25 protein-coding genes are annotated in these 23,178 nt (G+C 41.2%); 18 read left to right on the plus strand and 7 right to left on the minus strand.

Translation table 11 applies throughout. The features are described from left to right. Positions 1-14: 14 nt before the first annotated feature. From BUA16_RS00415 to BUA16_RS00485, 15 genes are all read left to right on the plus strand, one after another. Positions 15-434 (plus strand): bactofilin family protein, encoded by a 420-nt coding sequence (locus BUA16_RS00415; RefSeq protein ID WP_072762667.1) that lies wholly within the window; start codon positions 15-17, stop codon positions 432-434. After that, the gene (locus BUA16_RS00420) at positions 412-651 is read left to right on the plus strand and encodes an AtpZ/AtpI family protein (RefSeq protein ID WP_072762668.1); all 240 of its coding nucleotides are present in this window, start codon (positions 412-414) and stop codon (positions 649-651) included. Before BUA16_RS00415 ends, BUA16_RS00420 begins: the two co-directional genes overlap by 23 nt. After that, the gene (locus BUA16_RS00425) at positions 651-1,031 is read left to right on the plus strand and encodes a DUF6168 family protein (protein ID WP_084668377.1); all 381 of its coding nucleotides are present in this window, start codon (positions 651-653) and stop codon (positions 1,029-1,031) included. The genes BUA16_RS00420 and BUA16_RS00425 overlap by 1 nt, the downstream gene beginning before the upstream one ends. A 94-nt stretch (positions 1,032-1,125) precedes the next feature. Then, entirely contained in the window at positions 1,126-2,235 is a 1,110-nt protein-coding gene (gene atpB / locus BUA16_RS00430) for a F0F1 ATP synthase subunit A (RefSeq protein WP_072762669.1), read from the plus strand. A 50-nt stretch (positions 2,236-2,285) separates the two neighbouring features. Then, positions 2,286-2,480, plus strand: a complete 195-nt coding sequence (gene atpE, locus BUA16_RS00435) for an ATP synthase F0 subunit C (RefSeq protein WP_072762670.1) — start codon at positions 2,286-2,288, stop codon at positions 2,478-2,480. A 91-nt stretch (positions 2,481-2,571) separates the two neighbouring features. Beyond that, positions 2,572-3,072, plus strand: a complete 501-nt coding sequence (locus tag BUA16_RS00440) for a F0F1 ATP synthase subunit B (protein WP_072762671.1) — start codon at positions 2,572-2,574, stop codon at positions 3,070-3,072. Positions 3,073-3,081: 9 nt separating this feature from the next. Further along, a complete protein-coding gene (gene atpH / locus BUA16_RS00445) occupies positions 3,082-3,621 on the plus strand; it encodes an ATP synthase F1 subunit delta (protein ID WP_072762672.1) in 540 nt (179 codons plus the stop codon). 59 nt (positions 3,622-3,680) lie between these two features. Then, positions 3,681-5,258, plus strand: coding sequence for a F0F1 ATP synthase subunit alpha (atpA, locus tag BUA16_RS00450; protein ID WP_072762673.1), 1,578 nt, complete (start codon positions 3,681-3,683; stop codon positions 5,256-5,258). Between the two features lie 105 nt (positions 5,259-5,363). Then, positions 5,364-6,224: an ATP synthase F1 subunit gamma gene (gene atpG, locus BUA16_RS00455; protein WP_072762674.1), complete on the plus strand. Its 861-nt coding sequence runs from the start codon at positions 5,364-5,366 to the stop codon at positions 6,222-6,224. 237 nt (positions 6,225-6,461) lie between these two features. Continuing rightward, positions 6,462-7,922 (plus strand): lipopolysaccharide biosynthesis protein, encoded by a 1,461-nt coding sequence (locus BUA16_RS00460; RefSeq protein ID WP_072762675.1) that lies wholly within the window; start codon positions 6,462-6,464, stop codon positions 7,920-7,922. 106 nt (positions 7,923-8,028) lie between these two features. Continuing rightward, positions 8,029-8,463, plus strand: a complete 435-nt coding sequence (gene dut / locus BUA16_RS00465) for a dUTP diphosphatase (protein WP_072762676.1) — start codon at positions 8,029-8,031, stop codon at positions 8,461-8,463. A gap of 99 nt (positions 8,464-8,562) precedes the next feature. Next, a complete protein-coding gene (locus tag BUA16_RS00470) occupies positions 8,563-9,495 on the plus strand; it encodes a tetratricopeptide repeat protein (protein ID WP_143150420.1) in 933 nt (310 codons plus the stop codon). A 4-nt stretch (positions 9,496-9,499) separates the two neighbouring features. After that, the gene (locus BUA16_RS00475; protein WP_072762678.1) at positions 9,500-10,285 is read left to right on the plus strand and encodes a lipoprotein insertase outer membrane protein LolB1; all 786 of its coding nucleotides are present in this window, start codon (positions 9,500-9,502) and stop codon (positions 10,283-10,285) included. 1 nt (position 10,286) lies between these two features. Beyond that, positions 10,287-11,540: a murein hydrolase activator EnvC family protein gene (locus tag BUA16_RS00480; RefSeq protein WP_072762679.1), complete on the plus strand. Its 1,254-nt coding sequence runs from the start codon at positions 10,287-10,289 to the stop codon at positions 11,538-11,540. Between the two features lie 20 nt (positions 11,541-11,560). Beyond that, a complete protein-coding gene (locus tag BUA16_RS00485) occupies positions 11,561-12,397 on the plus strand; it encodes an aldo/keto reductase (protein ID WP_072762680.1) in 837 nt (278 codons plus the stop codon). A gap of 32 nt (positions 12,398-12,429) precedes the next feature. Here the strand turns inward: BUA16_RS00485 and BUA16_RS00490 are convergent, their stop codons facing one another. Both BUA16_RS00490 and BUA16_RS00495 read right to left on the minus strand, forming a co-directional pair. Continuing rightward, positions 12,430-12,942 carry an acyl-CoA thioesterase gene (locus tag BUA16_RS00490; protein WP_072762681.1) on the minus strand — a complete coding sequence of 171 codons (513 nt, stop codon included), beginning with the start codon at positions 12,940-12,942 and terminating at the stop codon, positions 12,430-12,432. Between the two features lie 58 nt (positions 12,943-13,000). Beyond that, positions 13,001-13,948 (minus strand): HU domain-containing protein, encoded by a 948-nt coding sequence (locus BUA16_RS00495; protein ID WP_072762682.1) that lies wholly within the window; start codon positions 13,946-13,948, stop codon positions 13,001-13,003. Positions 13,949-14,051: 103 nt separating this feature from the next. On the opposite strand from BUA16_RS00495, the gene dprA reads away from it, so the two are divergent. Further along, positions 14,052-15,155 carry a DNA-processing protein DprA gene (gene dprA, locus BUA16_RS00500; protein ID WP_072762683.1) on the plus strand — a complete coding sequence of 368 codons (1,104 nt, stop codon included), beginning with the start codon at positions 14,052-14,054 and terminating at the stop codon, positions 15,153-15,155. Between the two features lie 216 nt (positions 15,156-15,371). On the opposite strand, the gene trpS is transcribed toward dprA, so the two are convergent. Beyond that, the gene (gene trpS, locus BUA16_RS00505; RefSeq protein WP_072762830.1) at positions 15,372-16,340 is read right to left on the minus strand and encodes a tryptophan--tRNA ligase; all 969 of its coding nucleotides are present in this window, start codon (positions 16,338-16,340) and stop codon (positions 15,372-15,374) included. 73 nt (positions 16,341-16,413) lie between these two features. On the opposite strand from trpS, the gene BUA16_RS00510 reads away from it, so the two are divergent. Further along, positions 16,414-17,178, plus strand: coding sequence for a lysophospholipid acyltransferase family protein (locus BUA16_RS00510; RefSeq protein ID WP_072762684.1), 765 nt, complete (start codon positions 16,414-16,416; stop codon positions 17,176-17,178). Between the two features lie 38 nt (positions 17,179-17,216). Here BUA16_RS00510 and BUA16_RS00515 read toward each other — a convergent pair whose 3' ends face one another. From BUA16_RS00515 to recA, 4 genes are all read right to left on the minus strand, one after another. After that, positions 17,217-18,680, minus strand: a complete 1,464-nt coding sequence (locus BUA16_RS00515; RefSeq protein WP_072762685.1) for a hypothetical protein — start codon at positions 18,678-18,680, stop codon at positions 17,217-17,219. Between the two features lie 64 nt (positions 18,681-18,744). Next, complete coding sequence (locus BUA16_RS00520; RefSeq protein WP_245795491.1) at positions 18,745-19,290, minus strand: RNA polymerase sigma factor; 546 nt, start codon at positions 19,288-19,290, stop codon at positions 18,745-18,747. A gap of 33 nt (positions 19,291-19,323) precedes the next feature. Continuing rightward, positions 19,324-19,749 (minus strand): hypothetical protein, encoded by a 426-nt coding sequence (locus BUA16_RS00525; protein WP_072762686.1) that lies wholly within the window; start codon positions 19,747-19,749, stop codon positions 19,324-19,326. A gap of 241 nt (positions 19,750-19,990) precedes the next feature. Then, complete coding sequence (recA, locus tag BUA16_RS00530) at positions 19,991-20,998, minus strand: recombinase RecA (RefSeq protein WP_072762687.1); 1,008 nt, start codon at positions 20,996-20,998, stop codon at positions 19,991-19,993. Between the two features lie 1,076 nt (positions 20,999-22,074). Between recA and trhO the strand changes: the two genes are divergently transcribed. Next, entirely contained in the window at positions 22,075-23,106 is a 1,032-nt protein-coding gene (gene trhO, locus BUA16_RS00535) for an oxygen-dependent tRNA uridine(34) hydroxylase TrhO (protein ID WP_072762688.1), read from the plus strand. The last annotated feature ends 72 nt before the right edge of the window (positions 23,107-23,178 follow it).

The raw sequence follows: 23,178 nt of genomic DNA on the forward strand, positions 1-23,178 counted from the left end.
AAAATCATACAGTAATGTTTTCAGACAACAAAAAACCTCGTTTATCACCAGAGATCGGTGGGCAACCGAACAGAATTGAGAAAAACACCAAAATTAAAGGCGATATTATTTCCGAAGCCGATTTTAGGATCGATGGAAAATTGGACGGGAACCTGAAAACTTCCGGAAAAGTAGTGATCGGTGTCGATGGTTATATTCAAGGGAAAGTAGAATGTGTAAATGCCGATATAGAAGGCAGTTTTAACGGAGAGCTTTTGGTGAGCGAACTTTTGACCTTAAAGGAGTCTGCCGTGATAGAAGGGGCTGTTACCGTCGCTAAATTGGCCATAGAGCCCGGGGCGACCTTTAATGCTACCTGTACCATGAAGGGCAAGGAATCGCTCAGCAATAACAAAAAGCAGATCTTCAAGAATGAAAAAGAAAAAGTCTCCTGATACCTCTAAAAAAATAAGCAAGTTTATTCAGTTTACCGGTTTGTCCTTTCAAATCGGTATTACTATTTATTTGGGGAATTGGTTAGGGACGTGGTTGGACGAAAAATACCAAACGGACAACCAATTGTATACGAATATTTGTACCTTGGCCGCTATTTTTCTGGCTATGGGCTCGGCTATAGTCCAGGTAATTCGGATTTCCAAAAAAGAAGAGTAATGGTAAAGAGATTATTGAGTTTTTTATGGGTGGCGATTGCCGTCTTTGTGATTGGTTTTTTACTTCATAATTATTTGTTGCAACACTGGAATGTAAGTCTGCGCTACAATTTGTTTTCGGTATACCTGTTTCATTTTGTGGCTAGTTCTGTAGTGTATTTATTACTGGAATTTGTCTATTCGTATGTGCCCGACCAAGTTGGGTACGGATTTTTAATGGGTGTTTTTATAAAGATCGGAGTCTTTGTACTCGTTTTTCAGACCCCTATTTTCTACACCGAGGACATGCCGTTATACGAGCGTTTGCCTTTGGTATTGCCGCTTTTTATGTTTTTGGGAGTAGAAGTTTGGAGTATTGCAAAATTATTGAATTTAAAATAGGGTTTTTATAAATTAACAAAATCGACTCAGAAAAGGCATAGATATTATAAATATATTGAATACCTTTGCCGAAATTTTTGAGAGCATAAAAGCTATGTTGGTAAAAAGTAAATGGTTAAGCAAGAGACCCACAAAACTCTTCGCATTGGTATTAGGATTGTTTTTTTCATTGTCTACATATGCAGGCGGAAAAAAGGGTGATCCCATTGATACCCAAGAGGAAATTAGTGCATATATCATGCATCACCTTCAGGATTCCCATGATTTCACACTCTACAGTAGTGCGAAAACAGGAAAACATTACGGCTTTCCATTGCCGGTAATTCTCTGGACAAGTGAAGGTTTGGTGACATTTATGTCGTCGGAGTTTCAACATGATGACAATGGTGAGGTAATCGTTGAGAAGAACGGTTTGAAGTTTGCCAAGATCCACACTAAAATTTATGAGTTGAATCCTGGGGAGGATGTTGTTGTTTTTGACGACAAGCATCATGCCACGAACGCTGTAAGGCCTTTGGATTTGTCCATTACCAAGTCTGTTGTCGGGATGTTGTTAACGGCGGTCTTGATGTTCTTAGGGTTTGTTTCCTTGGCAAGAGGGTACAAGAAAGGACCTATTCCAACTGGTGTAGCCAGAGGGTTGGAGCCGTTGGTGATCTACGTACGAGATGAAATTGCCAGGCCCAATATTGGGGATAAGAAGTACAGACAGTTTATGGGCTTTTTATTGACCGTGTTTTTCTTTATATGGACTTTGAACCTATTGGGGTTGACGCCGCTAGGGTTTAACGTGACGGGGAATATTGCCGTAACTTTTTGTTTGGCCTTATGTACGTTCTTGATTACACAGTTCAAGGCCAACAAGGATTATTGGAAACATATTTTCTGGATGCCAGGAGTTCCTGTTCCAATGAAGCTTATTCTAATTCCGATTGAACTGTTGGGAACTTTGACAAGACCGTTTTCGCTTATGATTCGTTTGTTCGCGAATATGTCTGCAGGTCACATTGTAGTGATGAGTCTTATATCGGTGATGATTACTTTGAAAGTAGTTATGGGGCCGGTTGCCTCTACAGGGCTATCTTTTGTACTGTCGTTGTTTTTGACAATTCTTGAGATTTTAATAGCCTTTTTGCAGGCGTTTATCTTTACCATGTTGTCTGCGGTATTTATCGGGATGGCGGTACAGGATCACGAGCATTAATAAATAAGAGTATTACAATTTTCGTTTAATTATATTTAATTCAATTCATTATGACAATTCCAAATTTAGTAGGAGCAGGTTTAATCGTTTTCGGAGCTGGAATCGGTTTAGGAAAAATTGGTAGTTCAGCTATGGAGGCGATCGCTCGTCAACCAGAAGCTGCTGGAAAGATCCAAACTGCTATGATTATTATTGGAGCACTTTTGGAAGGTTTGGCATTCGGTGCCTTATTCTTAGGGAAGTAATCTTTTTGAACAGACATCTTTTTGCAACGGTTGGTTGCAAAAAGATGTTCTTTTAACGAAAACGAATTTAGAAAAATAAATACTATATAAAATGGATCAATTATTAAACGATTTTTCACCAGGGCTGTTTACAATGCAGTTAGTGATTTTGCTGGTTTTAATATTTTTGATGGCAAAGTTTGCCTGGAGACCTATCTTGGATGCCTTAAATGAAAGAGAAGAGGGGATCAGTGAAGCTTTGGCAGCTGCTGAGGAAGCGCGTAAGGAGATGCAAAACTTACAGGCTGACAATGAAAAAATGATCAAAGAAGCCCGTGCAGAACGTGAAGCGATGATTAGGGAGGCACGTGAAATGAAGGAGAAGATTATTGCCGATGCAAAGGAAACTGCGCAATTTGAAGGGGATAAAATGATTAAGCAGGCACAGTTGGCGATCGAAGCAGAGAAGAAAGCTGCTTTTGCAGAGCTTAAAAGTGAAGTAGCTAGTATTTCATTGGGAATAGCCGAGAAAATGATCAAAGGACAATTGTCTACCGAAAACAAGCAATTAGAGTTGGTAGAAGAATTGATGGCAGATATTAAGCTTAACTAAACTAAAGATATGAACGAATCTAGAGCAGCCGTCCGTTATGCCAAAGCTATTTTGGACTTGGCAGTGGACAACAAGGCAACGGATGCGGTAGAAAAGGATATGCGTTCTGTAGTCAGTACTCTTACTGATAGTGCCGAACTTCGTGAGTTATTGGCGAATCCTGTAGTAAAATCTCATTTAAAGAAAGTAGTTCTTTTAGATGTTTTTAAAGGGAGTAATGCTATTACCGAAGGCTTGATCAATGTTTTGGTAGAGAACAAAAGAATAGGGTTGCTAAATATGGTGGCCGAGAAGTTCATTCTTTTAAACGAAGCGCGCAAAGGACAGGGAGTGGCGTATGTGACGACCGCCGTAGCGTTAACACCAGCATTGGAAAAGAAGATTATAAAGCAGGTTGTGGAAATGACCGGCAATGAATCTACTTTAGAGAATACAATAGATGAAAGCATTATTGGTGGTTTCATCTTACGAGTAGGCGATTTACAGTACGATGCCAGTATCGCACATAAATTGAGTAGCTTAAAACGAGAATTTACAAATAGTCTATAAATAATTTTTTTGGCCAAAAGTCCATTTAGGTCTTTGTCCTAATCTTATATCTATAACAAATGGCAGGAGTAAAAGCCGCTGAAGTTTCAGCAATATTAAAAAATCAATTATCAGGATACGAAGCCTCCGCTTCCTTAAACGAAGTCGGTACGGTTTTACAAGTAGGTGATGGTATCGCTAGAGTTTACGGACTATCGAACGTAGAGTATGGCGAATTGGTAGAGTTCGAGGGGGGTCTTCAAGGGATCGTTCTTAACTTAGAAGAAGATAATGTTGGTGTGGTATTGTTGAGCCCTTCTAGAGATGTTAAAGAAGGTTCAGTGGTAAAACGTACACAATCTATTGCCTCTATAAAAGTAGGTGAAGGTATTGTAGGACGTGTTGTTGATACTCTTGGATCACCAATTGACGGGAAAGGACCTATCGAAGGTAAAGTATACGATATGCCATTGGAGCGTAAGGCGCCAGGGGTTATCTATCGTCAGCCGGTAAACGAGCCCTTGCAAACGGGAATTAAAGCGATCGATGCCATGATCCCTGTAGGTAGAGGACAGCGTGAGCTTGTGATTGGTGACCGTCAAACAGGTAAGACCACTGTTTGTATCGATACCATCCTAAACCAAAAAGAATTTTACGATGCTGGGGAACCAGTGTATTGTATCTATGTTGCTATTGGGCAAAAAGCCTCTACAGTAGCAAACATCGCAAAAACATTAGAAGATAACGGTGCTTTGGCATATACTACAATTGTAGCGGCCAATGCTTCCGATCCTGCAGCAATGCAGGTATATGCTCCTTTCGCCGGTGCGGCCATCGGAGAGTATTTTAGAGATACAGGACGTCCTGCACTTATTATCTATGACGATTTATCCAAACAAGCGGTAGCTTACCGTGAGGTTTCTTTGTTGTTAAGAAGACCACCGGGACGTGAGGCCTACCCTGGAGACGTTTTCTTCCTTCACTCTAGATTGTTGGAGCGTGCGGCAAAAGTGATCGCTGATGATACCATTGCCAAGGATATGAACGATTTGCCAGACAACTTGAAGCCAATCGTAAAAGGTGGCGGATCTTTAACGGCATTGCCAATTATAGAAACACAAGCGGGTGACGTTTCTGCTTATATCCCAACCAACGTAATTTCTATTACCGACGGTCAGATTTTCTTGGAGCAAGATTTGTTCAACCAAGGGGTGCGTCCAGCAATTAACGTAGGTATATCGGTATCTCGTGTTGGTGGTAACGCTCAGATTAAATCGATGAAAAAGGTAGCAGGTACCTTAAAACTAGATCAGGCGCAGTTCCGAGAATTGGAGGCATTTGCTAAGTTTGGTTCCGATTTGGATGCAGCAACTTTAAACGTAATTGAAAAAGGTCGTAGAAACGTTGAGATCCTGAAGCAGGCACAAAACGATCCTTTTACAGTAGAAGATCAGGTAGCTATTATCTACGCAGGAGCTAAGAACTTGTTGAGAAATGTTCCTGTAGAAAAAGTAAAGGAGTTTGAAAAGGATTTCTTGGAATACCTAAATGCAAAACACAGAGATGTGTTGGACACTCTAAAGGCTGGAAAGTTAACGGACGAAGTTATAGAGACGATCTCTGCGGTTTGTAAAGAGTTAGCAGCGAAGTATAATTAAAGCATAGGCTACTCCCCGAGGGGAGTAGCTACTTGTAGCTTTTATATTTTATATCAATGTTAATCAGTTCCTTTCGATTCGAAAGGATGTAGGATAGGAAAAAAAATGGCAAACTTAAAAGAAATACGTAATAGGATTGCATCGGTATCTTCGACCATGCAGATCACCAGTGCCATGAAAATGGTATCGGCTGCAAAATTGAAGAAGGCACAGGATGCCATTACCGCTATGCGTCCTTATTCTGATAAACTATCGGAACTTTTACAAGGGTTGAGCTCCTCTATGGAAGCTGAATCTGGAAATCAATATTCCGAAGTCCGTGAAATCAACAAAGTATTGGTAGTGGTCGTAACCTCTAACCGTGGTTTGTGTGGTGCCTTTAATACCAATGTGATCAAACAAAGTACGGCCTTGATCGGAGGTAAATACGCCGGCAAGGAAGTGGACATTATGGCCATAGGGAAAAAAGGGGACGATATCTTAGGTAAAAAATACAATGTTATCGCCAACCATAGCGATATATTTGATGATCTTACTTTTGATAATGTTGCTGCTATTGCCGAAGATTTAATGAAGCTGTTTACAGATGGGACCTATGACAAAATTGAAATTGTTTACAACAAGTTCAAGAATGCCGCTACCCAGATTGTAATGACCGAGCAATTTTTACCAATTGTTCCCATGGAAGGTGAGGCCGATTTAAATGGTGACTATCTTTTTGAACCTTCTAAGGTCGAAATTATAGAGCAATTGATACCAAAGTCTCTTAAGACTCAATTGTACAAGGGTATTCGCGATTCTTTTGCTAGTGAACACGGGGCTCGTATGACCGCCATGCACAAGGCAACCGATAACGCAACAGAACTTAGAGATCAGTTGAAACTTACTTATAACAAAGCAAGACAAGCTGCTATTACTAACGAAATCTTGGAAATCGTTGGTGGGGCAGAAGCTTTGAACAACTAATATATAGAGGGTATAAGCTTGTTGTGCTAAGCAACAGTCTTTTATTTTCAAGAGAATATAAAATTAACCTCACAGCAATGTGGGGTTTTTTTATGCCCGCACTTTTTAGGAAGTGGCCTTTTATGGTTAAAAATTCTTCAAATAGGATAACTTTCACCCCGTCTAGGTGCCAAACCTCAAAAGGTACTTTGTGGTGAGGGTATTAATAACTACTTTTAAAGCTTAATTTCAGAATTCTTGAACCCCTTAAAAAAACTTTTTAAGCATACCTTTATTTACGGTATGGCAACGGTACTGCCCCGTATGCTTAGCTTTCTTTTATTGCCCTTGTATACGGAGGTACTGGAAACTGCCGGTTTTGGGGAGGTAAGCATTATATTTTCCTGGTTTGCCATCTTTAATGTTGTTTTGGCATACGGAATGGAAACGGCCTTTTTTAGGTTTTATAGCAATGCCGTAGATAAGGCCAAGGTGGTCAGCACCTCTTTGATCACCATTGGCAGTTCTACATTCTTGTTCTTATTGTTGGCCCTGAGTTTTCAGGATTCTATGGCCAAGCTGACGAATATCGATGCCAAGTACATACAGTATGCCATCTATATTTTAGCCTTGGATGCCTTGGTGATTATTCCTTTTGCATGGCTAAGGGCCAATGAAGCACCAATGCGGTATGCCCTGGTTAAAATGGCCAATGTTGTTTTAAACTTTGGGCTAAACATCCTGTTTTTATTGGTGTTGCCAAAAATGGCGGTACCAGGTTCCGATGCGGTCTGGAATATGCTGTACCGTCCCGATTTTGAAATCTCCTATATATTTATTGCCAATCTTATCGCAAGTGGATCGAGCTTGCTATTGATGTCCGATGTTTATTTTAAAAGCTCGTATCGCTTTGACAGGCTAATGTGGAAGAAAATGATGAAGTATGCCTTTCCGGTATTGATAGCAGGCTTGGCCTATTCTGTCAATGAGGTCTTTGACAAGATAATGTTGTCTTACCTATTGCCAGCAAATATAGCCGATAGCGAAATTGGCAAGTATGCCGGTTGTTATCGATTGGCTATGTTTATGACCTTGTTTGCTACCGCCTTTAGGATGGGAATAGAACCTTTTTTCTTTAGTCACTCCTCTGCTGAAAATCCGCAAAGGACCTATGCGCAAATCACCAACTATTTTGTTGTCTTTGGCAGTATTATCTTATTAGGGGTGGTCGTTTTTGCCGATACCTTAAAAGTACTATTGGTGCGCAATGAAGATTATTGGGAGGCCATGCCGGTTGTGCCCATGATCGTTTTGGCTAGTTTCTGTTTGGGCATCTACCATAACTTATCTGTTTGGTACAAGGTAACGGACAGAACTAAAGTTGGGGCCTATATCTCTATTGTGGGCGCTGTGCTGACGATTATTATTAATTACGCCTTTATTCCCCTGTATGGGTATATGGCCTCGGCAGTAGCCACCCTAGTGGCCTATGCCGTGATGATGCTGCTTTCTTTCAGTATTGGTCAGCGGTATTACCCCATACCGTACGACCTGCGTAAAATATTGTTTTACCTGTTGGTATCCATTGGTTTTTCCGTGCTATCCTTTTATGTGTTTGATCGGAATTTAATCGTAGGTATTGTACTTTTGTTGCTGTATTTAGGATTGGTCTATTCACAGGAGCGGGTAAAACTAAAACAGCTTTTTGTGAAAAAATAACAGTTGCGGTTCTAAAGGATATGAGGTCATAAATATTTATATGGCACTAGAATTGCGGAAGAGAATATAGTATTGAATAAGCGCTTACAAACAAAATTATACCATTATGCAAATTAAGATTATCAACAAATCTGCTCACCCATTACCGAGTTATGAAACTTTGGCTTCGGCGGGCATGGATTTGAGGGCCAATTTAGAAGGGCCAATTGTACTGGCTCCCTTAGCAAGGGCTATTGTAAAAACGGGACTTTTTATTGAGCTTCCGGTAGGAACAGAAGCCCAGGTGCGCCCAAGGAGCGGATTAGCGGCTAAAAAAGGCGTTACCGTATTGAATGCTCCCGGAACCATCGATGCGGATTACAGAGGCGAAATTGGCGTTATTTTAGTTAACTTGTCCAATGAAGCCTTTACGGTAGAAAACGGAGAGCGTATAGCGCAATTGGTTATTGCCAAGCACGAACGTGCAGAATGGATAAACGCAGACCAATTGTCCGAAACCTCAAGGGGTGAAGGCGGCTTTGGTAGTACTGGCGTAAAATAATATAATTCTTAGGAAAAAAAAGGGGAAGCGATGGTTCGTTTTGGTCGCTTCCCTTATTTCTGCTTAGGACTTTGGGGATAGCGATCAATTTTTATGGGTATGAAAAACACACTGTACTTAGTTGTTTTTATTCTTGGATTATGGTTAATCCCGGCAACGGCTTATGCCCAAGAAAAAGAATTACAGGAAGAAGAAAGTGCGGCAGTTTCCCTAGAAGACTATTCGGATGAATTTCAAGAAAGCTTTTTTGAAGGCTTAAAGCAAAAGGGGATAGAAAACTACGATAGGGCTATTGTCCATTTCCTGGAATGCAAACGTCTAGCCCCTCAAAATGTCGATGTAGACCACGAATTGGCGAAGGCGTATATTTCCTTAAAACAATTTGTTTTGGCACAAGACCATGCCACGGCCGCCGTGAAAGGAGAACCCGAGAACTATTGGTTTTTAAATACCCTCCAGCAGGCACTGGAAAGTCAGGGCTACTCATTGCAATACCTCGCTTCCGAAATTCCGTTAAAAAACCCTAAACTTCGCCAAAATATGGTGCTGCTGTACTATAAAAACCAACAGTACGAAGAGGCGTTGCAACTACTAGATGGTATAACGGCATCACCATTTGTGGCGGAAATGCGTTTTAAAATTAAAGAATCCATACAGCAAAGAGACGAGCAGGCGAAGGAGCAAGAAACGGTAATAGACAGTACCCCACAAGACGATCCATATGAAAACTATAGCGCTACAATGGCCGAACTCTTGGCCCAAAACAATTTTGAGGAATTAGAAAAGATCAGTGCCGAGGCGTTGGAAGTCTTTCCGGCTCAGGCATACTTCTATTATGTGCATGGAATGGCCTTGCAGAAGAACAAAAAATACAAACAGGCCATCGCTATTTTGGAATCCGGATTGGATTATTTGATAGACGATATGCCGCTGGCCAATAAAATATATAAGGAATTGGCAGATGCCTATAGGACTTTAGGAGATTCTTCGAAGTCAAATATGTATCTTAGTAAAATTAAATCGGGCTTATAATTATATGAAGAATAGGATACAAAAGGTGCAAAAATGGGCTGTATTATACATTTTTGTGATCATGGCGGTGTCATGTAAATCGACGAAAATCAGTTCAGATGGTACTGTAGACGAAAATATGAGTGCCAAAGCGGTGATCAGGAACCATTATTATAGTCACCTAAGTTTTAAGACACTGAGCGGTAGAATTAAGGTAGATTATTCCGATGGGCATGGCTCTCAAGGGGTGAATGTAAGCATACGGATGGAAAAGGACAAGGCCATATGGCTGAGTGCTCCTCTAGGGGTTGTGAAGGCGTTTATAACACCAAAACGGGTCTCTTTTTACAATAAATTGGACAACGAATATTTTGACGGGGATTTTTCCTATCTGAGCAAGCTCTTAGGCACCGATATTGACTTCGAAAAAATACAAAGCCTACTTTTGGGCGAGGCACTGGTAGATTTAAGGGATGACAAGTATGCCGTTGCTATTAAAGAAGGCAACTACGAATTAAAGCCACAAAAGGTGGCCGACTTATTAAAGACCTTGTTTGTGGTAGAGCCCCGAAATTTTAAAATGGCGTCTCAATTAGTAGCACAGCCATTAAAAAACAGGATGCTAGCCATAGAATATAAAAATTATCAGAAAATAAGCAATTGGGTATTGCCCAACCATATCCTAATTACCGCTATGGAAGGGGATAAGACCAATAAAATAGACATTCAATATCGTAATATGGAGTTTAATAGGGACTTAAATTTCAATTACAACATACCCAATGGTTACAAACAAATTGTTTTAAAGTAAGATGAAAATTAAATCACTGCCTTTAAAATTTACGGTATTGTTGGTAATCGTTTTGGCGAGCTTTAAGGGGTATGGCCAAACAACGGAGCAAAAGGCCCTGGAAGCAAAAAGGGAACAGCTTCAGAAAGAGATTACCCAAATAAACCGTTTGCTGTTAAATGAAAAAAAGGAAAAGGGGAATGTAATAGGGCAGATGGAAGCCATGGATCAAAAAATTAATGTGCGTCAGCAATTGATCCGGGTAACCAATCAGCAATCCAATCTGTTAAATAGACAGATCAATACCAATATTAGAAACATCAGTAAATTACGGAGCGAATTGGAAGCTTTGAAAGAAGAATACGCCAATTTGATTCAAAAGTCCTATCAGAACAAATCCCAACAGAGCAGGTTGATGTTTTTGTTGTCGGCCGAAAATTTTCAGCAGGGATTTAAGCGGTTTCAATACATGAAACAATATACCCAGTACCGAAAGGAACAAGGGGAGCAAATTGTTCTAAAAACCGATGAACTTACCAAGTTAAATCAAGATCTTACCGTTCAGCGCAAGCAAAAAGACCGTCTGATTGCCGAAAATACAAAGGTCAAGAACGAATTGTTTAAAGAGCTTGCGGCCCAAAAGGAATTGCTGCAGACCATACGCAAGAACGAATCAAAATACACCGCTACCATCGCTAAGAAAAAGAAGGAAGCCAAACGGATCGATCAGCAGATCGAAAAATTGATCCGTGAGGCTATTGCGGCTTCCAATAAGAAGGCGGCCAAGAGTAGTAGTTCCACCGCTACCGCAGCTAGCAGTAGTAGTAAGTTTGTATTGACCCCGGAAGCCGCTATCGTGGCCAATAATTTTACAGCTAACAAGGGCAAGCTTATTTGGCCGGTAGAAAAGGGCATAAAAAGTCAAGGTTTCGGTGTGTATAAAGATGCTGTATATCCTGGAATTAAACACGAAAGTAACGGGGTAATCATCGCCACCGAGGAAGGCGCCAAAGCAAGGGCAATCTTTGAAGGGGAAGTCATTGCCGTAATTGCCGTTCCCGGCGGAAATAAGGGGGTGCAGATTAAGCACGGTAACTTTATAAGTACCTATTACAATTTATCTACGCTATACGTAAAAAAGGGTGACAAGGTAAAGGCCAAAACAGCTTTGGGCACTATTTATACCAATCGGTTTAGCGGGGAAACCCGACTGAAGTTCTACCTCCATAGAGATACGGCTAAATTAAACCCCGAAGAATGGGTCTATCAATTATAATAATGTAAAAAGTTTGAGTGATGAAGACTATAACAGATTTAAAAGGGAGCGTTACTTTATCTAACGGGGTAGCCATGCCTTATTTGGGCCTAGGAGTGTATTTGTCGGAAGAAGGGAAAGAAGTCGTCAATTCGGTCAAATGGGCCTTAGAGGCGGGCTATAGACATATAGATACTGCGTCGATCTATAAAAATGAAACTGGGGTAGGCAAAGGTATTAAAGAAAGCGGTGTTCCGCGTGAAGAGGTATTTTTGGTCAGTAAGGTCTGGAATTCCGATCATGGCTACGACAGCACCATACAGGCCTTTGAGAATAGTTTAAAACGGCTGGGGACCGATTATCTGGACCTGTATTTAATTCATTGGCCGGTAAAAGGAAAATATAAGGAAACCTGGAGGGCCCTAGAGGATTTATACAAGCAAAAACGCATCCGGGCCATAGGGGTGAGCAACTTTTTACAGCATCATTTAGAAGACCTTATGGACCAGGCCGAAATTGTTCCCATGGTAAACCAAATGGAATGCCATCCTTACCTGGTGCAACAGGATTTAATAGACTTCTGCCGAAAAAACACCATTCAGTATGAATGTTGGTCGCCTTTGATGCAGGGAAAAATATTTGAGTTGGACGTGATGAAAACCTTGGCTCAGAAATATGGGAAAACAATTGCCCAGATCGTTGTGCGCTGGGATTTACAAAAGGGATTGGTGACCATTCCGAAATCAACTAAAAAAGACAGAATAATAGCCAATGCCAATGTATTCGATTTTGAGCTGTCTCAAGACGATGTACAGCTATTAAACCAACTGGAAAGAAGCGAACGATTTGGACCCGACCCGGATAATTTTGATTTCTAGGTCGGTAAAACATCCCAATAAAAATAAGCGTATCAGTCTACAAACAACGCCTTTAGTTCTGTAGCGTCATGGGGTTTCATTTTCCCAGCCAATACCAAACTGAGCTGTTTGCGTCTCAGGGCGGCATTAAAGCGATCTATTTCCAAGGCGGTTTCTGGCTTTAATTCGGGCACACGGGTAGGTTTACCGGTATCGTCCACGGCCACGAAGGTATAAATAGCCTCGTTTACCTTAGATCTCTCGCCGTTAAAACGGTCTTCCATCCACACATCTATATAAATCTCCATAGAGGTGTTGAAAGCTCTGGAAACAGCCGCCTCGACCGTCACAACACTCCCGACAGGTACCGCTTGGTTAAAAGCCACGTGGTTTACGGAAGCCGTAACGGTAATACGCCTGCTATGTCTTCTGGCGGCAATACTGGCAGCTCTGTCCATACGGGCCAATAATTCTCCGCCAAACAAATTGTTCAAAGGGTTTGTTTCGCTAGGAAGGACCATATCGGTCATTAAAGTACGAGATTCACTTGGGGTTTTAGGCTCCATTAAATTTAATTTTAGCAAAGATACATTGCCGATAATAAGCTAAGAAATAGTATGGGGATTATTTTACGGTAAGCAGCCAAGCCTCACTAGATTCGGTGCGTTTTATCTTATTTAGATAATTGATGGCTTTGTTTGCGTCGGTAAAACTTCCGTAGGCCACCATGTGTAAACCGTAGTCGTTCACACCTACATAGGTAGCATTATAACCTTTAGCCTTTAACTGAAGGGCTTTCTTTTCGGCGTTTTCCTGTACTCTAAAGGCACCCGCAATAATTTGGTGTACCGTAACTTTTTTCTCAGTGGCGATATTTAAGGATACCGCAGGCAATTCTAAAGGGGCGGTGTTAAAGAAAGTCGCCTCTTGTATGTTTTTAGAAACTTGCTCTTGAGCATTTTGTCTTACCAATTGCTGGTTGTCCAAGGTATCGTTATAAAGTCTATACCCTGTAAACCCTGTTGCAACGGCCAGTAAAATAACGGCAGCATATTTCAAATAAGGTCTGATACCAGATTCTTTCCTGGATTCAGGAGTAATCATAAAAGGAATTTTCTCTTCCAAGGTTTCAACTTCCTCTTTAAGCACCTCTCTGGCTACAGGAGCCGTCACAAAAGACGATAGTCCAAAAGAAGAGGTCAGGTAATTTACCTGGTTTAAAGGCTGAAACTGAATTTTGGCCTCCTTGTTGAGCCATAATTCTCCAATGTTGGCAAGAAGCAATCGCTCACCTTGCGCTAAGGTAGCTTTCCACTGCTGAACGACCAGAAGCACTCGCTTAAGCATCTCGTCATAAGAGGTTTTTTCGGCTTCGGCCATAAAGGAAACCAATAGGCCATCATTGGTAGAAAGCTGTCCGTTAAAAGAAACTATCTTGGAAGGAGGATGAAATTCATGATTGGTCTCATGAATGATAGCAGATTTCATTTGGGTAAGAAAAGCACCAAATTCCGGTACCACTACACAGTTATACCTGTAAAGAAGCTCTGTTATATACTGTTCTGTCCTCATAACACAAAGATTGTAAAAATTATACAAGTTCAAAACTCTTAAGCTTACTTTTTATTAACATTATATTTTGTGTATTTTGTAAGGAAATAAACAATAGGTGCAAATGTCTAAAGATGAATTGATTGCGGTGTTGAGGTTACAGGGGATTCCGAATATTGGCGATATTACGGCAAAGAAACTTATTACGCATTGTGGCAGTGCAATGGCAATATTTGAGGATAATTACGAACAACTCTTAAAGATAGATGGCATAGGATCTCATACTTTAAAGGGGTTAAGGGATGGGGCATACCTTGAATTGGCCGAGTCGGAATATGAATTTATCCAAAGAGAAAACATAGCCTATTCTTATTTTACGGACCCGGAATATCCTAAAAATTTAAAGCATTGTATCGATAGTCCGCTATTGCTGTTCAGGATGGGGAATATTGCCCTGGAAAACAAAAAAATGATCAGTGTGGTGGGGACTAGGAATATGACCAGTTACGGCCAGGCATTTATAGAGGAGTTTATTGCTGCCTTGGCGCCCTTGGATCCGGTGATTGTCAGCGGATTTGCCTATGGGGTCGATATCTGCGCACAAAAGGCCGCCATCAAACACGGACTGCAAACCATAGGGTGTTTGGCGCATGGCCTCAACCAGATATATCCCATGGTACACGGTAAATATGTAAACGAGGTAAATAAAAATGGAGGGTTTTTTACCGAGTTTAGAAGTAATAGCCATCCGGAAAGAGAGAATTTCTTAAGGAGAAACCGAATAATTGCGGGGCTGAGCGAGGCTACCATCGTCATAGAGTCTGCCGATAAAGGGGGGAGTTTGGTGACGGCAGATTGTGCACATAGCTACAACAGAGAGGTGTTTGCCGTCCCGGGCAGGGCGAACGATAAATATAGCCTGGGTTGCAATACGCTGATTAAACAACAAAAGGCACAGATGTTGACCTCGGCCGCCGATCTTGTTTATATGCTGGGCTGGGAAGTAGAAAAGCCGGCGGATAAAGGAGTGCAAAAACAATTGTTCGTTGAAATGGACGCTACCGAGAATAGTATTTATAAGTATCTGCAGACCCATGGGAAGCAAATGCTCGACAGCATCGCCCTAGAATGCCAACTGCCTATTTTTAAGACCTCTTCTACCTTGTTCAATATGGAAATGAAAGGGGTTGTAAGGCCCTTGCCAGGAAAACTCTTTGAGGCTATTTAATGCTTCATTAAAAGAAGCGCCAGGATGTTTATACCCATTGGTTTAAAACAAAAGGGAGCCCAAAAGCATCGGTTCGGAATCAAGCAAGTACTGATTGGTATAATCTTATAAAGCCTTAATTATAGGAGGGTCTAAGGGACTTCGGCCGACAATAACGGATATAAAAAAACCTGACAGTAAGTGCTACTGCCAGGGGATTTATTTTTATTAGGGCGATTAGTACCCTACTTTTATACGTACGCGTTGTAGTACTTCGTCGGCTACTTTTTTAGCTTTTTCAGCGCCTATGGTAAGGGCTGCATCTACCTCATCTAAGTTCTCCATATAGTAATTGTACTTTTCGCGGGCATCGGCAAATTTTTCTACAATTAGCTCGTACAAGGCTTGTTTTGCATGACCGTAACCATAGTTGCCACCCAGGTAATTGGCGCGCATTTCTTCGATCTGACTCTCGGAAGCCAATATTTTATAAATTGCAAAAACATTGTCCGTTTCTGGGTCCTTTGGTTCTTCCATTCCCTTGCTATCGGTTTGGATCCCCATAATTTGCTTGCGGAGTTTTTTGTCGGTTTGAAAGAGATTGATCAAGTTTCCTTTACTCTTGCTCATTTTTTCGCCGTCGGTACCGGGAACATACATGGTTTCTTCCTGTATTTTTCCCTCGGGCATCACAAAGGTCTCTCCCAATTGGGCGTGGAACCTAGACGCCACATCGCGGGTCATTTCTATATGCTGCAATTGATCTTTTCCGACCGGAACTATTTCGGCATCGTACAATAAGATGTCTGCCGCCATCAGCATGGGGTAACTAAAAAGTCCGGCGTTCACATCGCTTAAGCGATCGGCCTTGTCCTTAAAGGAATGGGCCAAGGTAAGACGTTGGTACGGAAAGAAACAACTAAGGTACCAACTAAGCTCCGTGGTCTGTGGTACATCGCTCTGGCGATAGAAGACCGTTTTATTGATATCCAAGCCAAAGGCCAGCCATGTAGCAGCAACAGCATAGGTGTTGGCGCGCAGCTCTTCCCCATTTTTTATTTGGGTAAGCGAATGCATGTCAGCAATAAATAAAAACGATTCGTTTTTCGGATCGTTGGCCATTGCTATGGCGGGCATAACTGCTCCTAAAATATTTCCTAAGTGCGGAGTGCCCGTACTTTGTATTCCTGTTAAGATTCTTGCCATTATTTTAGTTTCAAAGAAAGACAAAGGTAAAAGAAATCCTAAATTAGGTCCTAAATTTGTTACTTTTGATTTCATGTTTTTATTCCTAAAGAAAATCGGTTTTACGCTCTATCGAATTTGGTTTTATATTTTGGTAGCCATCCCCATTTTAGTGATGTTTCCCTTTTTGGTGCTCTTCTGCTTGTCCGAAAGGACCTATCCGCAATTCTTTTGGATTGCTCGCAACATATGGGCCAACTGTATCCTTTATGGAATGGGCTGTGTGCCGCATATTAAAAGAGAACAGCCTTTTGTGAAAGGGGAGAGCTATATGTTGGTGGCCAACCACACCAGTATGTTAGATATTATGCTGATGTTAAAAATCAGTAAAAACCCCTTTGTCTTTATCGGAAAAAAGGAACTGGTAAAGATTCCCATATTCGGCTTCTTTTATAAACGGGTATGTATAATGGTCGATAGGGAGTGTAGTAAGAGTAGAACCGGAGTATATCGAAGGGCACAAAGACGACTGGACCAAGGCCTGAGTATTTGCATTTTTCCCGAAGGAGGGGTGCCCGAGGAACATATTGTCCTAGATCAGTTTAAGGACGGGGCTTTTAAAATGGCAGTAGCCCACAATATACCAGTAGTGCCTATTACCTTTTTCGACAATAAAAAACGCTTTTCTTTTAGCTTTTATAGTGGCGGGCCAGGGAAAATACGCGCTTTGGTACATCGCTTTATACCTACCGAGCATATTGAGGACCACAAAAGATCTCCGCTGAAAGAAGACACTAGAAGGGTAATCCTAGAAGCCTTGGAAAAAGATGCTAAGACTTATAAAGAGAAAACTGCCTAAACAGCAAATTCTTATCCTGATCGGATTTTTAGGGCGACTTAGAATTTGAAGCTAAATCCGCTATAGACCCCAAGGGAATAAGGATTAAAATTGCCCGAAGTATCCGAAAAGGTGTTTAATTGATACTTAAAAATGGGCTCTATATTAAACTTAAAAGCTTTCGAAAATTTATAGTTAAGGCCAAACCCAATATTGGTACTGAAATTTAAGTCGTTAATATTGTTCGCTTCTCCAATCTCAGTAGTCTGTCCGCTCGACTCCAATACCACGGAATTGTCCGTTAAGACTAAAGAACTTACCCCTCCAATAAGGTTGATGCCGAATTTTTGATCCAACAGTACATAGTTCAATTCTAGGGGTATTTCTACATAGCCTAGTTGTTGTCCCATGGTTCCCTTCCTAGTAACATTTTTACCGATAACATCCATGGCCATAATGCCCTGTGGTTTAGGGATTACATTGGTGTTGGGATCATTAAAAATGATCGATTTCGCCGAATTGCTATAATTGATGTTTTTTAATTGTGATTTGGCCGATGCAGCGTTAAAAGACGAGGTATAGGAAACATCATTGGTATTGTAACCAAAATCTACCTTGTGAATTCCCGAACGAACGCTTAGTTTTTTAGAGACCTTATAGGCTACGGTAACACCATAGCTCATGGTAAGCTTACCTGTCTTGCTATTAGCATCTAGCATGGTGTTTATAGGCGAACCAGTCCCCATTCCGTTGAAATATACAGGGGCAATACTAGGTCCGGCAGACCACTTTCCCTTTTGGCCTTCTTCTAGGGCTATGGCTTCTTCGGCAGCATTGTTAATCTCATCAAAGATAGATTTTTTAGAATCCTCGTTTTCGGCCAGTTCCGAAGCTCTGGGAGCAGGGGGTACTCCCAACTTATCCGTAGCCGATGGTTTTTTATCCTCCTCGGCAAGTTGTATATCACTATCCAAGGGGCTGTCTGGTTCTATCGTTTGTTTGTTTTGATCTGTAGTCGCCAAAGTGTTCTCCATGTTTTTTGGGAGACGCGGATGGGAATTGTTTGTAGGCGTTAATGGTTGATCTTTATGGGCATTACCCGAAGGTGAAACAGTGGTTTTGTCAGCAGCAACAATAGTAGTCTCCGTTTCTTTAGTGGTAAAATTGTTTTCTTTTAAAGTCCGTGCCGGGCTATGGTCATTGGTGGACTCGTTTTGGGAGTCTACCATCACCGGGGGTATCGCAGAAGGAGAAGTTTCTGGCTGCTTTGTAGCAGGCTCCTTATGTTCTATATCGGTAATGACAGGAACAAGGGAGTCCGAATTAAAAAGAGGGCCTATAGCGAAAAAAAGCAGTGCGAACAAGGCTGCGATACCGCCCAGTTTCCACCACAGCGGAATTACTTTTCGGGAGGGGGTCTTTTTGTCCAAGGAGGCTTCAATCGCCTGCCAAACCTTATCGTCCGGAAGGGCTTGAAAGTCGCCTAGTTTATCTTTAAATATTTTGTCTAAATCGTTACTCATATGATGTTTTCATCGGACAAATAGTAAGTATTGCCCTAGCTTATTCGTTTTATCGGTGTGTTGTTTATTTTTCCAAACCTATTTTGGGCCTATCGGCCTCTATTTTTTCCTTTAATATTGTTCTGGCCCTAGAGAGGTTAGACTTAGAGGTTCCCAAGGAAGTGCCGAGCATTTCAGCAATTTCTTTATGGCTATAGCCGTCTAGAACGTACAAATTAAAAGTTATTCTATACTTGTTTGGCAATTCTTGAATATAGCTCAAAAGGGTGTTTAAATCCAAAGAACCGTACGCCAAATCTTCCGTAGTTTCTTCCTCTTCGAGGTTTTCGGGAATATCGGCATGGAATTGTTCTTGGCGGTATTTTTGAAGGACGGTATTAATGGTAATGCGTTTCATCCATCCTTCAAAAGAGCCCTTTTCCTTGTACTGGTCAATTTTGCTAAAAATAGTCATAAAACTATCGTGCAGGCTGTCCTCGGCCTCCGTTTTATTGCGCGAGTACTTGAGACAAATCCCGAACAGTACACGGGAGTACTTCCGGTACAATTCTTCTTGGGCTTGTCTGTTGCCTTTTTTGCAATTATTGATTAGCGCAATTTGGTTGCTCAAAATTTAACCTAGCTTATGCTTCTTATAATCGAATTAGTCCGTTGATGGGTCGTTTACAGGAACCGTTATTTCTAAATAGGTAGGTTCGCCGTTCTCGTCTTTTCCTGTTCTATATCGGAATAGGTAGGGGTCTTGGTATAAAACCTCAAATTTAAAAGTCGCTACTTGCTCCGTGTTTAACGCAACGCATTCCTCCTCCTTATCGAAAACAGCGGCCACCGCTACAATGTTCCTAGTGGTAACTTCTTCTCTAACAACGTCAAAACCTTCAAAATAAGTGCAGTTATCAGGTCTAAGATAAGTAACTTTTATCGTATAAATATCACCGCGGTTAAAAGACTCGGGCATTTCTACAGATTTTATTTCCAATGCTTCGTAATGAAAATTGATATCATTATCCGTATCGCAAGAGCTTAATAAGGCAATAGCAGTGAACATTAAAAACAACATTTTTTTCATGGGGTCCTTTTTTAATTTTTGTTACAAATGACTTTTATACTATGGTAAAACAACATCTTCTAAACCGTACTTCTATTGTACAATTATCGGCCGGCATTTTATAACAGTTGCTTTTTCTTTTTAGATGAAACTTATGCTTAAAGGTTGCGTGTAGGCAAAAAAAAAATCCCGAACGTATCGGGATTCATTTTTTGCTAGGAGGGGGCATAAAAAAAATCCCGAGCGTATCGGGATTTTGTTGTTATGCTTTCAGGGCTTTGATGGCCTCTTTAATTTTTAGTTCCAGTTCTTCAAATAGTTCCGGATTGTCTAGCAATAGGTTTTTTACGGCATCTCTACCTTGTCCTAGTTTGGTATCGCCATAGCTAAACCAAGAACCGCTTTTCTTAATAATTTCAAACTCAACCCCAAGGTCAATGATCTCCCCTACTTTAGAAACGCCTTCTCCGTACATAATGTCGAATTCTGCGGTTCTAAATGGCGGCGCCACTTTGTTTTTAACCACTTTTACACGGGTTTTGTTTCCTTGTACGTCTCCATCGGTATCTTTTATCTGCGAAGACCTGCGGATATCTAAACGTACCGAGGCGTAAAACTTAAGCGCATTACCACCGGTGGTCGTTTCTGGGTTTCCGAACATCACACCAATTTTCTCACGCAATTGGTTAATGAATATTACGGTACATTTCGTTTTGCTAATAGAGCTGGTTAATTTTCGCAAGGCTTGAGACATTAACCTGGCGTGAAGTCCCATTTTAGAGTCGCCCATTTCACCTTCAATTTCACTCTTAGGTGTCAAAGCGGCAACAGAATCGACTACCACAATATCAATAGCGCCAGAACGGATAAGATTGTCTGCAATTTCCAATGCCTGCTCTCCGTTATCGGGCTGAGAAATGATAAGGTTGTCTATATCTACTCCTAGTTTTTGTGCATAAAAACGATCAAAAGCGTGCTCTGCATCGATAAAAGCTGCAATACCGCCCTTTTTTTGAGCCTCCGCCATGGCGTGAAGGGTTAGGGTAGTTTTTCCCGAAGATTCAGGACCGTAAATTTCTATGACCCTGCCACGAGGATAACCGCCCACTCCTAAAGCGACATCTAAACCCAAGGAACCCGAAGAAATTACTTCGATATCTTGAGCCACGGAATCTCCCATTTTCATGACGGCACCTTTACCGTAAGTTTTATCCAACTTATCAAGGGTAAGCTTTAACGCTTTTAATTTTGCATCTTTCTCAGAACTCATTTCATAATGTATTAGAGTTGCAAAATAACCAATTCTTTTTGCATAATCCCTTCTATTAGGACTAAATTATTAGAAGATATCAAGACCTTTTTTATTTTGTAAAATGTCCCCCTTAAAAACAGCTAAAGACGAAGTGGATTTTAAGGAGATCTTGTATTATAACCTTAAAACAATGGATTTCAACGGTTTTTTGGATTTTTTTTATCACTGCAACGCATCCTTTTTAAAAATATGGCATCCAACAAATAACTAACTCAAGTATGCTTGCTTATTGTTTTGGTAGACAATAAGGTGGTGGGTCAATATTTTATTTTAAGGGGTAAGACCCCTAAAATGATACAAGAAATATTGACCATAAAAGGGCTTTGGATTTTCCAGGGCCCTTTTTATTTGGGCTTCCCGGACCTGGCTAGGAAGTATCCTTCCCTCAATCGATTAGATCATTATTGGTGCAGTGTTTTGGGCGTTCCCCTAGCGGGGCGGGCACTTCGCTATATCCCTTGCGCTGCTGCGGGGATGCCGCTGCGGTCCCTAACGCGGAATAGGGAACAATTGGCAATGAATTAACGTACTGCGTCCGCACCGGTACCGCGCATTGCTGGCATTTCACTAGTTAAGGTAATCAATTTAATGTAAACTACGAATACACCTCTAAGGTTCGTTGATAAATAAATATATCAGGACTAAACTGCGTATATAATCTCTTAGCTATATATAAGTGGCACGGTCTAGCAGTTTGCAAAAGGTGCTGCTAGCGTAAGAAGATGCTTAAAGCCTAGGCCTACAATCTGTCAATGCTGATCAAGGACATACATAATTACATTGACAATTGGTTTCTGCTAATTGTTCACTAAAATCCGCGTTAGGGATTGCAGCGGCATCCTTTTTTAGGGGGCGCAGGCGGCTAAAAAAGATACAGCGGAAAGAGCGACCCGATAGGGGAACGCCCAAGCACCGAGGATGGACAGAAAGGAGGGCCTTTCTATAAAAAGTGACAATATCCTTTTTATGCCGAGGGATAAGTTTTATTTTTGCAGCTGTAAAATTATTCTTTAACTTAAAAATATTAGTATAGCATGCAACTGTACAATACGCTAAGTGCTAAGGAGAGAGCGGCTCTTATTGAAGAGGCCGGGCAAGAACGCCTAACGATTTCTTTCTACAAATACGCACAAATCGGAAATCCGACCTTATTTCGCAACCACTTATTCATTCGCTGGAACGAGCTTGATGTTTTGGGCAGAATATATGTGGCCCACGAGGGAATTAATGCACAGTTGTCTGTTCCTGCAGAGAATTTTGAAGCCTTTAAAGAGCATCTGGACAGTATTAGTTTCTTGGAAAATGTGCGCTTAAACATCGCCATAGAACAAGATAATATGTCCTTCCTGAAATTAAAGGTGAAGGTGCGCGAAAAGATTGTTGCCGATGGGCTGCAGGACAATGCTTTTGACGTGACCAACAAAGGGATACACGTAGATGCGGAGAAGTTTAACGAGCTTATTGAAGACCCGGATACTGTTTTGGTAGATATGCGGAACCATTACGAGAGTGAGATCGGAAGGTTTAAAAACGCCATTACCCCCGACGTGGATACCTTTAGGGATTCCTTGGATATTATTGAAAAGGATTTGGCCCAACACAAGGAAGACAAAAAATTGGTGATGTATTGCACCGGAGGTATCCGTTGCGAAAAAGCCAGTGCCTACTACAAGCACAAAGGGTTTAAAAATGTGTACCAACTAGAAGGGGGTATTATTGAGTACACCCGCCAGGTAACCAATAAAAATTTAGAGAACAAATTTCTAGGGAAAAATTTCGTATTCGATCATCGTAGGGGAGAACGGATTACCGAAGATGTTATTGCCAATTGCCACCAGTGCGGAAGCCCCTGTGATACGCATGTAAATTGCGCCAATGAGGCCTGTCATTTACTGTTTATTCAGTGCGAATCCTGCGCCGAGGCCATGGAAAACTGCTGTTCTGTAGACTGTAAGGACATACATGCCCTGCCGTACGAAGAACAGAAAAAGCTTAGAAAAGGAAAGACCGTCAGCAATAAAATCTTTAAAAAAGGACGTTCGGAAGTGTTAAAGTTTAAGAAGTAACCTTCCCCATGGGGCTTCTCCCGATATACTTTTCCAAACTGGCACAATTTATACTATCTTTACGTCTAATAA

The organism is Arenibacter nanhaiticus (assembly GCF_900141935.1).
Classification (GTDB): domain Bacteria; phylum Bacteroidota; class Bacteroidia; order Flavobacteriales; family Flavobacteriaceae; genus Arenibacter; species Arenibacter nanhaiticus.